Source organism: Aeromonas sp. A35_P, from assembly GCF_002259925.1.
Lineage (GTDB): Bacteria > Pseudomonadota > Gammaproteobacteria > Enterobacterales > Aeromonadaceae > Aeromonas > Aeromonas dhakensis.
This window is the reverse complement of the sequence record NZ_NEVB01000056.1, coordinates 1-10,322: the sequence shown is the minus strand read 5'-3', so window position 1 is coordinate 10,322 and position 10,322 is coordinate 1. Positions and strand designations below refer to the sequence as shown.

Annotated in this window: 9 protein-coding genes and 1 pseudogene; 8 read left to right on the top strand and 2 right to left on the bottom strand. The window is 64.4% G+C overall.

The features are described 5' to 3' along the window. Nucleotides 1–205: 205 nt before the first annotated feature. The 6 genes from CAK78_RS04890 to CAK78_RS04865 all read left to right on the top strand — a co-directional run bounded on the left by CAK78_RS04890 (nucleotide 206) and on the right by CAK78_RS04865 (nucleotide 5,909). Nucleotides 206–1,327: a branched-chain amino acid ABC transporter substrate-binding protein gene (locus CAK78_RS04890; protein WP_005307334.1), complete on the top strand. Its 1,122-nt coding sequence runs from the start codon at nucleotides 206–208 to the stop codon at nucleotides 1,325–1,327. 64 nt (nucleotides 1,328–1,391) lie between these two features. Continuing rightward, nucleotides 1,392–2,318 carry a high-affinity branched-chain amino acid ABC transporter permease LivH gene (gene livH / locus CAK78_RS04885; protein WP_094696552.1) on the top strand — a complete coding sequence of 309 codons (927 nt, stop codon included), beginning with the start codon at nucleotides 1,392–1,394 and terminating at the stop codon, nucleotides 2,316–2,318. Further along, nucleotides 2,318–3,586, top strand: a complete 1,269-nt coding sequence (locus CAK78_RS04880) for a high-affinity branched-chain amino acid ABC transporter permease LivM (RefSeq protein WP_176452675.1) — start codon at nucleotides 2,318–2,320, stop codon at nucleotides 3,584–3,586. Before livH ends, CAK78_RS04880 begins: the two co-directional genes overlap by 1 nt. Continuing rightward, a complete protein-coding gene (livG, locus tag CAK78_RS04875; protein ID WP_094696550.1) occupies nucleotides 3,583–4,356 on the top strand; it encodes a high-affinity branched-chain amino acid ABC transporter ATP-binding protein LivG in 774 nt (257 codons plus the stop codon). Before CAK78_RS04880 ends, livG begins: the two co-directional genes overlap by 4 nt. Before the next feature lie 14 nt (nucleotides 4,357–4,370). Further along, the gene (locus CAK78_RS04870; protein ID WP_011704138.1) at nucleotides 4,371–5,072 is read left to right on the top strand and encodes an ABC transporter ATP-binding protein; all 702 of its coding nucleotides are present in this window, start codon (nucleotides 4,371–4,373) and stop codon (nucleotides 5,070–5,072) included. Between the two features lie 3 nt (nucleotides 5,073–5,075). After that, nucleotides 5,076–5,909: a helix-turn-helix transcriptional regulator gene (locus CAK78_RS04865; protein WP_094696549.1), complete on the top strand. Its 834-nt coding sequence runs from the start codon at nucleotides 5,076–5,078 to the stop codon at nucleotides 5,907–5,909. Here the strand turns inward: CAK78_RS04865 and CAK78_RS04860 are convergent. Further along, nucleotides 5,906–6,592 (bottom strand): LysE family translocator, encoded by a 687-nt coding sequence (locus tag CAK78_RS04860; protein ID WP_094696548.1) that lies wholly within the window; start codon nucleotides 6,590–6,592, stop codon nucleotides 5,906–5,908. The genes CAK78_RS04865 and CAK78_RS04860 overlap by 4 nt on opposite strands. A gap of 70 nt (nucleotides 6,593–6,662) precedes the next feature. Here CAK78_RS04860 and glpE point away from each other — a divergent pair, with 70 nt between their 5' ends. Together glpE and glpG are read left to right on the top strand one after the other, a co-directional pair. Then, nucleotides 6,663–6,986, top strand: coding sequence for a thiosulfate sulfurtransferase GlpE (glpE, locus tag CAK78_RS04855; protein ID WP_005307320.1), 324 nt, complete (start codon nucleotides 6,663–6,665; stop codon nucleotides 6,984–6,986). Then, a complete protein-coding gene (gene glpG, locus CAK78_RS04850) occupies nucleotides 6,983–7,816 on the top strand; it encodes a rhomboid family intramembrane serine protease GlpG (protein WP_094696547.1) in 834 nt (277 codons plus the stop codon). The genes glpE and glpG overlap by 4 nt, the downstream gene beginning before the upstream one ends. A gap of 117 nt (nucleotides 7,817–7,933) precedes the next feature. Here glpG and CAK78_RS04845 read toward each other — a convergent pair. Beyond that, nucleotides 7,934–10,322, bottom strand: a pseudogene (locus CAK78_RS04845) (VolA/Pla-1 family phospholipase); the annotation flags it as partial.

Here is a 10,322-nt window from a genome sequence, read left to right as displayed (position 1 = left end):
CATCAGCATCAACCTCTAAATAGACAACTGTAATTAGATATTTGTTTCAAAAAAGCACTATTACCCCCTCTCTGGTTAGTATCTTTAACAGCTTGTTATTGCCCAGCGAGGAATGATAGAACCATACCTATTGCCGGACTGGCGGGATCACGGTTCGGAATGGCACACGGAAAATGAAACAATCCACTGATTAAGGGACGAATCGATGAATAAGTTGAGCAAAATGGCAGTCAGGGCAGCGGTTTCTATGGCCCTGTTCGGATCGGTCTCACTGGTCCACGCGGCGGATACCATCAAGATCGGCATCGCCGGTCCGGTCACTGGCCCGGTCGCCCAGTACGGCGACATGCAGTTCACCGGCGGCAAGATGGCGGTCGAGCAGATCAACAAGGCCGGCGGCATCAAGGGCAAGCAGATCGAAGCCGTCATCTATGACGATGCCTGTGACCCGAAACAGGCCGTGGCGGTCGCCAACAAGGTGATCAACGACGGCGTCAAGTTCGTGGTCGGCCATCTCTGCTCCGACAACACCCTGCCCGCCTCCGACATCTATGAAGATGAAGGTGTGCTGATGGTCACCCCGGCCTCCACCAACCCCAAGATCACCGAGCGCGGCTATCAGCTGGTGCTGCGTACCATCGGCCTGGACAGCGACCAGGGCCCGACTGCCGCCAAATACATCATCGAGCAGGTCAAACCCCAGCGCGTGGCCGTCATCCACGACAAGAAACAGTACGGTGAAGGCATCGCCTCCAGCGTGAAAGCGGCGCTGGACAAGGCCGGCGTCAAGGTGGTGGCGTTTGAAGGCATCACCGCCGGCGACAAGGACTTCTCCGCCCTGATCGCCAAGCTGCAGAAAGAGAACGTCGACTTCGTCTACTACGGCGGCTACCACCCGGAGCTGGGTCTGATCCTGCGTCAGGCCGGCGAGAAGGGGCTGAAGGCCAAGTTCATGGGTCCGGAAGGGGTGGGTAACAAGGACATCTCCGCCATCGGCGGCCCGGCTTCCGAAGGCCTGCTGGTCACCCTGCCGAACAAGTACGACCTGGTGCCGGCCAACGCCCCGCTGGTTGCCGCGTTCAAGGCCAAGGGTCAGGACTCCTCCGGTCCATTCGTGTGGACCACCTATGCCGCGGTGCAAACCCTGGCTGCCGGTATCGCCAAGGCGGGTGAGGATGACCCGGCTGCCGTCGCCGCTGCCATCAAGGCCGCGCCGGTCGATACCGTGATGGGCCCCCTCAGCTGGGCTCCCAACGGCGACCTGAAAGGGTTTGAATTCGGTGTGTTCCAGTGGCACGCCGACGGTACCTCTACCCAACTCAAGTAATCTGCCGGTCGGGGTGACGTGAGTCACCCCTCCTTTCTTTGCGGGCAAGTACAGGGAACGCAGTATGTCCGAACACTTCCTTTACCTGGTTCAGCAGTTGCTGAACGGGTTAACCATAGGCAGCACCTATGCGTTGATCGCCATCGGCTACACCATGGTCTATGGCATCATCGGCATGATCAACTTCGCCCACGGCGAGGTCTACATGATCGGCTCCTATGTCGCTTTCATGGTGATGGCGGGGCTCATGATGATGGGCATCGACAGCACCTTTCTGCTGCTGGGGGGCGCCTTCCTGGTCAGCATCATCATCACCGGCAGCTATGGCTGGACCATAGAGCGGGTCGCCTATCGCCCGCTGCGGGGCGGCAACCGGCTGATCCCCCTCATCTCCGCCATCGGCATGTCGATCTTCCTGCAGAACATGATGCGGATGGCCCAGGGCTCACGCGACATCGCCATGCCCACCCTGATCTCCGGCGGCTGGACCCTGGGTGAGGCCGACGGCTTCCAGGCCAGCCTCTCCTGGATGCAGCTCATCATCTTCGTGGTGACCTTCATCACCATGCTGGCACTGACCCAGTTCATCGGCCGCTCCCGCATGGGCCGCGCCTGCCGCGCCTGCTCGGAAGACATCAAGATGGCCAACCTGCTGGGGATAGACACCCACGTGGTCATCTCCATCACCTTCGTGCTGGGGGCCACCCAGGCCGCCGTCGCCGGCGTGCTGCTCGGCATGTATTACGGTGTCATCAACCCCTACCTCGGCTTCATGGCCGGCTTGAAGGCCTTTACGGCGGCGGTCTTGGGCGGCATCGGCAGCATTCCCGGCGCCGTGCTGGGCGGCCTGCTGCTCGGCGTGGTGGAGGCGCTCACCGCCGGCTACCTCAGCACCGAATACAAGGATGTGATGGCGTTCGCCCTGCTCATCTTCGTACTGCTCTTTATGCCGACCGGCATCCTGGGCCGCCCGGAAGTGGAGAAAGTATGATGAAACGCCAATTCATGCATGCCTGCATCGCCAGCCTGGTACTGCTGGTGCTCTCCTTCTGGCTGCTCGGCTTCAAGCTGGAGACCGACGGCACCCGCCTGCTGGTAGTGAGCCGGCTCGACGTGTCGCTGGCCTGGCTGCTGGGCGGTGCCACCCTGGTATTCTGGTTCCAGATGCTGCGCGGCCAGATAAGCCGCCTGTTCCAGGCCTCCATCAGCGGCTTCTCGGTCGGCTTCACCAAGCTGGTGCTGCCAAGCCCGGAAGAGGCGCCCAAGCTCTATAACCTGACCGCCGTGCTGGTGCTGCTGTTTGCGGTGAGCTGGCCCTTCATGGCCTCCCGCGGCGCCATCGATCTGGCCACCCTCACCCTGATTTACATCATGCTGGGGCTGGGTCTGAACGTGGTGGTGGGCCTCGCCGGCCTGCTGGATCTCGGCTACGTCGGCTTCTACGCGGTCGGTGCCTACAGCTATGCCCTGCTCAACAGCTACTTCGGGCTCAGCTTCTGGGAGTGCCTGCCCATCGCCGGTCTGATGGCGGCCACCTTCGGCTTCCTGCTCGGCTTCCCGGTGCTGCGGCTGCGGGGGGATTACCTGGCCATCGTCACTCTGGGCTTTGGCGAGATCATCCGCATCCTGCTCAACAACATGACCAGCCTGACCGGCGGCCCGAACGGCATCTCCGGCATTCCCAAACCGACCCTGGGGGGGCTGGAGTTCAACCGCACCGTCAAGGACGGCGGCTTCGAGACCTTCCACGAATTCTTCGGCATCGCCTACAACGCCAACCACAAGGTGATCTTCCTCTACCTGATGGCGCTGGTGCTGGTGGTGGCGACCCTGTTCGTCATCAACCGCCTGCTGCGCATGCCGCTCGGCCGCGCCTGGGAGGCGTTGCGGGAAGACGAGATCGCCTGCAAGTCGCTGGGGCTCAACCCCACCATCATCAAGCTGACCGCCTTCACCATAGGCGCCTGCTTCGCGGGCTTTGCCGGCAGCTTCTTCGCCTCGCGCCAGGGCTTCATCAGCCCGGAGTCCTTCGTCTTCATCGAGTCGGCCATCGTGCTGGCCATCGTGGTGCTGGGCGGCATGGGCTCCCAGATCGGGGTGGTACTGGCCGCCATCGTGATGACGGTCCTGCCGGAGCTGGCCCGCGAGTTCAACGAGTACCGCATGCTGATGTTCGGCCTCTTGATGGTGTTCATGATGATCTGGCGGCCACAGGGCTTGCTGCCGATGACCCGTCCGCATCTGGAGTTGAAAAAATGAGTGCAAATCAGAAGTTAATGGAAGTCTCTGATCTGTCGATGCGTTTCGGCGGCCTGTTGGCGGTCAACGGTGTCAAGCTGGATGTGGAAAAGGGGGAGGTGATCTCCATCATAGGTCCCAACGGGGCCGGCAAAACCACCATCTTCAACTGCCTTACCGGCTTCTACCGCCCGAGCGGCGGCATCATTCGCTACAAGGGCGAGGAGATCCAGGGACTGCCCGGCCACCTCATCGCCCGCAAGGGAATCGTGCGCACCTTTCAGCACGTGCGGCTGTTCAAGGACATGACGGCGGTGGAAAACCTGCTGGTGGCCCAGCACAGGCACCTCAACACCGGCTTTCTTGCCGGGCTGTTCAAGACCCCGGCCTTTCGCCGCGCCGAGCGGGAGGGGCTGGAGCAGTCCGCCTTCTGGCTGGAGAAGGTGGGGCTCAAGGATCTCGCCAACCGCGCCGCCGGCAACCTGGCCTATGGTCAGCAGCGCCGGCTCGAGATCGCCCGCTGCATGGCGACCCGGCCCGAGCTGCTGATGCTGGACGAGCCCGCCGCCGGCCTCAACCCCCACGAGACCGACGAGCTGAACGAGCTTATCTCCAACCTGCGGGACGAGTTCGGGGTCTCGGTGCTGCTGATCGAACACGACATGAAGCTGGTGATGGAGATCTCCAACCGCATCTTCGTGGTCAACCAGGGTACCCCGCTGGCCCACGGCAAGCCGGATGAAATCCGCAGCAATCCGGCAGTGATCAAGGCCTATCTGGGCGAATCGTAAACACAGGAGTCACGATGTTAGAACTTCGCAACGTATCGACCCACTACGGCAAGATCCAGGCGCTGCACGATGTCAGCGTCCAGGTGAAAGAGGGGGAAATCGTCACCCTGATCGGCGCCAACGGCGCCGGCAAGACCACCCTGCTGATGACCCTGTGCGGCGAGCCCAAACCCAGCAGCGGCTCCATCTGGTTCGAGGGGGAGCAGATAGACTCGCTCTCCACCGCCCGCATCATGCGCAAGGACATCGCCGTGGTGCCGGAAGGGCGCCGCATCTTCGCTCGCCTGACGGTGGAGGAGAACCTGCTGATGGGGGCCTTCTTCGTCGACAAGGCCGAGCAGCGCGGCCTGCTGGATCAGATTTTCACCCTGTTCCCCCGCCTGCACGAGCGCCTGGAGCAGCGTGCCGGCACCATGTCCGGCGGCGAGCAGCAGATGCTGGCCATCGGCCGCGCCCTGATGAGCAAGCCGCGCCTGCTGCTGCTGGATGAACCCTCGCTGGGGCTGGCCCCCATCGTCATCCAGCAGATCTTCGACACCATAGAGCAGCTGCGCCGCGACGGCATGACCATCTTCCTGGTGGAGCAGAACGCGAACCAGGCGCTCAAGCTGGCCGATCGCGGCTACGTGCTGGAGAACGGCCATGTGGTGCTGCAGGACACGGGGGCCGCCCTCTTGGCCAACCCGGCCGTCCGCCAGGCCTATCTCGGCGGCTGACCCATGAGCAGGGCCGACACGGCGCCGGATCACCACAGTTTCTGGCACGATCCGGCCCTGCCCTTCATCGAGGCGCGGGCGGTGCAGGATGGCCGCCGCGTCTGCTACGACAAGCACAGCCATCCCCACTTCTCCATCGGCGCCATCACCGGTGGCCACAGCCACTATCTTAACCAGCGCAGCCGGCAGGAGGTCGGCCGCGGCCACCTGGTGCTGATGAACCCGGAAGAGGTGCACGCCTGCAACCCGGTAGCCGATGAACCCTGGTCCTATCTGATGTTCTACCTCGACACCGGCTGGTTGCAGCGCCAGCAGGAGGAAGCCGGGCTGGGCCGCGAATTTCGCCCCTTCGACATGACCGCCAGCCGGGATCCCCTGCTCTACCAGGGGCTGTGCCGGCTCCATCGGCAGCTGTGGCAGGAGCCGGAGCCGCTGGCGCGCGAGGTGGCTTGCCACCAGTTCAGTCGTCAGCTGCTGGCCAGGCTCACCCCGGCCAGCTGGGACGATCGGCCGCCGCAGCACCTGCAACGGGCCGCCGAGCTGATGCAGGACGACTGCAGCAGCGCCCTCACCCTCGCGCAATTGAGTGCGGTGGCCGGGCTCACCCCCTCCCACTTCGTGCGCAGCTTCAGCCGCCATTACGGCATGACGCCCCACGCCTACCTGCTCGATCAGCGCATCCGCCATGCCCGCACCCTGCTCAGGAGGGGAGAGCCGCTGGCGGAGGTGGCGCTGGCCAGCGGTTTTGCCGATCAGGCCCACTTCCAGCGCCAGTTCAAACGGCGGGTGGCTGCCACCCCGGGTCACTACCGCAACCAGCTGACCCGGCCGGGCTAGCGCACCAGATAGGCGGCGCAGAGCAGCAGCAACAGCGCCATCGCCCGGTTGAACCAGCGCAGCCGCTGCGGCGCGAGCAGCAACCCCTGCAGGCGGCTGCCGGCATAGGCCCAACAAGCAATGGAGCACAGACAGATGACCAGGTAGAGGCCGCTGAACAGGGCCACCTGCCCCACCCCGCCCGCACTGCCATAGGCCCCCATCCCCATGCTGGCGGCGAGCCAGGCCTTGGGGTTGAGCCACTGCATCAACGCCCCGTACCAGAAGGAGGGCGCCACCCCGTCGACCCCTTCCACCCGGCCGCTGTCCACCAGCAGTTGCCAGGCCATCCAGCCGAGGAAGATCACCCCTCCCCAGCGCAGCAGCTCGGCCGCCGCCGGCCATTGCAGCAGGGTGGCGCCCAGCCCCAATCCCATCAGCAACAACAGCAGGATAAACCCTAGGGTGGCCCCGACCACGTGGCGCAGGCTGGCCGCAAAGCCATGCCTGGCGCCGCTGCCGAGGGCGACCAGATTGACCGGCCCCGGGGTGATGGACATGGCCAGGGCAAACCCGGCCATGGATAACAGCAGACTCGTCTCCATGAATAACGCTCGTATCGGCAAAAGGAGCCCCCAGCCTAGCGGGCGCCCCGCCGCGGGTATTGAAGGAAATTGCGCTCGGCCCCGGCAATAACCGGACACATTGCGGGCTTAGCGCCGGCCCCCGCTTGCGGTAAACTGGCCCTCAATCACCTATTCGCAGGACATGTTAATGGACCAGTTTGCCCATATCAGTGCCCATGATGCCCACCAGAAGCTCAGCGCCGGTGAAGCCCGCCTGGTGGATATTCGCGACCCCCAGTCGTTCGAGACGGCCCACGCGGTCGGCGCCTTCCACCTCACCAACGGCACCCTGGTGCGTTTCATGAACGAGGTGGACTTCGACACCCCGGTGATCGTGATGTGCTATCACGGCAACAGCAGCCAGGGCGCCGCCCAGTACCTGCTGCAACAGGGGTACGATGAGGTCTACAGCCTGGATGGTGGCTTCGAGGCGTGGCGCAGGGAGTTCCCGATCCAGGCGGGCGACGCATGATCCAGCTGCTGGTGCTCGACAACGCCCGCATGGCCCAGGCGCTGGTGGACTACCTCTCCACCCTCGGCATCTCGTGCGAGCTGACCCAGTCGGAGTTGGGGGTCACCATCTGGCTGGCGGACGAGCAGCGCCTCGCCCAGGCCCAGCAGGAGGTGAAGCGCTTCCTGGCCGAGCCGAGCCACCCCCGCTACATGGAGGCCTCCTGGCAGTCCGGCCGGGCCGATGCCCGCATCGATTACAGCAAGGGGATGAGCGACCCGGTCACCGACTTCCTTCATCAGGCGGGGCCGCTGACCCTGGTGGTGATCATCGCCTGTCTGGCCATCTACGGGCTCGACGCCATCGGCCTGCCGATCTTCGACGAGCTGGCCTTTCACCCGACCCTGGCCCAGTTCACCGACTGGCAGGCGTGGCGCTACTTCACCCCGGCCTTCATCCACTTCTCGGTGCTGCACCTGGTGTTCAACCTGCTGTGGTGGTGGTATCTGGGGGGCCAGATCGAACAGCGACTCGGCAGCGGCAAGCTGCTGATCCTGCTGCTGGTCGGTGCTGCCCTGCCCAACCTGGCCGAGTTCTTCGCCAGCGGCCCGCTGTTTGGCGGCCTCTCCGGGGTGGTCTATGCCCTGCTCGGCTACTGCTGGCTGCGCAGCAAGGTGCAGCCGGCCTGCGGCCTCACCCTGCCGCCGGCACTGATGGGCTTCATGCTGTTCTGGCTGGCGCTCGGTTTCTTCGATCTGCTCGGCACCCGTACCGCCAACATGGCCCACCTGGCCGGCCTGCTGGTCGGTCTGCTGCAGGGCTGGCTGGACAGACACCACCAGCCCGCCTGAGTTGCTGCGATCGGCTCGGCAGCCAACACGTCTGCTGATCTGGCCCACCCGGCTACGAGTGCTATACACGAAAAAAAACGCCGCCCCGAGGGGCGGCGTTTTCATTGGCCAACTGGCTTACTGCTTGAGCAGGCTGCCGTTGGTCACCTTGACCGCAGTGCCGCCGCTCATGAAGAAGCTGGCAAACTCGGACTGCATCTCGGTGGTCACGTCGCCGCTCGGATCGAAGTTCTCGTCCGGTGCCAGCAGCGAGCTGTGACCACCAGCCACGAAGCGGGCCGCGTTGTGGCTGGCCGCACCGGTGGCGGTCAGCGGTTGCAGCGCCAGCACCTTGAACAGCGGCTCGGTGCCGCCCAGCGGGGCGGAGGCGATGCTGTTCGGGATCACCTGATCCGACAGGCTCAGCGCGCCATCGCCAACGATCTCGGTGGCGAACAGCGGGAAGTCGCTCTTGATGCCGCTGCCGAGGTTGATCGGGTCAGCCGAATCCAGCACCGACTGGGCCGCGAAGCTGTAGCTCTGCAGCGTGCTGGCCGCAGCGGCCTGCTGGGTGGCGCTCAGGCTCGGCAGGAACTCGTTGACGAAGCAGGTCGGCACCGCGGTCTGGCAGCTGGGGGCGTAGGCGGTGAAGCCCGCTTTCAGCTAGGCACTACTGCTGGTCAGCACGCCCATCTTGATGGTCGGACCGAAGGTCGGCGAGTTCAGCAGCAGCGGCGCTATGCCGCCACCCGGCATGGCCAGGCCACCGGTGTCGAACTTGAACAGGGCATCCGCCTGGGCATTGCCGATGGACTGGTTGGCGACCGCCAGCAGGTTGGTACCGGAGATGGCGCCCAGGGAGTGGCCCAGGAAGTGCACCTTGAGGCTGCCGGCGGTGCCGATGGCGCCATTGGCATTGGCCAGACCGACCGCCAGACGCAGGCCCAGCAGATCCGCCACGCTCTGTTTCAGGTTGTCGCGGGCCACAGTCAGGTAGCTCAGGTTCAGGTAGGGGGTCGGATTGTCGGCGGTAGTGACAGTGTCCATGCTGCCGCTCAGGGCGAAGCCGCGCTCACCGTGCAGCGGGTGATCGATCACCACCAGCGCCACCTTCTTGCCTGCCTGCATGCCGGCATAGATCTGGCCCAGCGCCAGCGCATAGGCGTTCTCTTTCACCGAGGTGACACCGTGCTGGTAGATGATCACGTCGGTGATGGTGTTGAGGGCATCTTTGGCGAAGACCCGCATCGGCACCGACTGCACCTCTTCCAGCTTGGGCAGCGGGTTGAAGCGGCCGATGTTCTGCTCGGCATCCAGCGGCTTGCCGCCGGAGGTGAGGGTCACCCCGATCAGCTTGCTCGCCTCGGCCAGCAGTTCGGCCTGACGGGTCGGATCGGCAATCAGCGTCGCCAGCAGGGCCGGGTCCACGCCCGCGCCCACCAGCCCGGCGATCACTTCGCTGTCGGACGCTTTCAGGGCATTGGCGATGGCGTACAGGCTGGGGATGGCGCCGTGCCAGGACTGGGTCTTGGCCTTGTCCCAGGAGCCGGCGGTGGCCGGCGAGGAGAGGAAGTAGGGCAGCTTGACGGTACCGGTATAGACAGTGGTCAGCTGGGCCAACCCGTTGAGCGGGGTGCCAGGGCCGAAGGCGGTGGCCAGCGCATCTTTCTGCTCCTGCGGCAGGAACTGTTCGGCGTCCAGCTGGGTCAGGAAGGGGTTGCTGCCAGTCACGGCCAGGGTATAGGTACCCGGCAGGCTGGTGTTGCCCTTGGCATCCTGCTTCCACAGGGCGGCCGCATCCAGGGTCGGGCTCTTCAGCACGGATGCCGCAGCCCCTTTCACCGCCACCAGCACGTCGGCACCGGACTGGGTACCGAACCAGTCGGAGAAGATGACGTGATCGGTGGAGACACCGGTGGCAGCCTTGAACAACCCTTCCTGCAGGGCGATCAGACCGTTGATGGTCTGCTCCTGGGCATTGCTGCCGACGTTGTTCTTGTAGTTGCCGTAGTCGCTGCCGGCCTTGACCGCATTGCCGCTGCTGTCCTTGAGGGAGTCGGTGGCCACGATCATGTAGTAGGAGGAGGGGTTCAGCGGCTTGAGCGGTACCAGATTCAGCTTGCCGGCCGAGGCGGCCACCACGAAGTCCACCCCGTAGGTCAGCACCTTCTTCACGCCGCTCGGGCGCAGGGCTGTGCTGTCAAAACTCAGCTCCAGCAGGTAGAGCGGGGCCACCGAGGCGGCAAACTCGGCGGCAGCCGGTGCCTGGACAGTGATGCCGGACGAGGTGACGGGCACGATCTGGATGGCCTGGGTCGTGGACCAGCCATCCAGGGTCGACATGGCCGACACCGGGTTGGAGAGATCCGCCGTTTCGGTGGAGAATTTCAGGGTGCCATCGCTGGCCCGGGCCGCCAGGGCACTGGGGCGCACGGCGTTGGAACCGGTCAACAGATAGTCGAGATAGCTGGAGGTGTCGCCTTTGTTATCGTCACTGCCACCACAGCCAGCCAGCATAGCACTGACG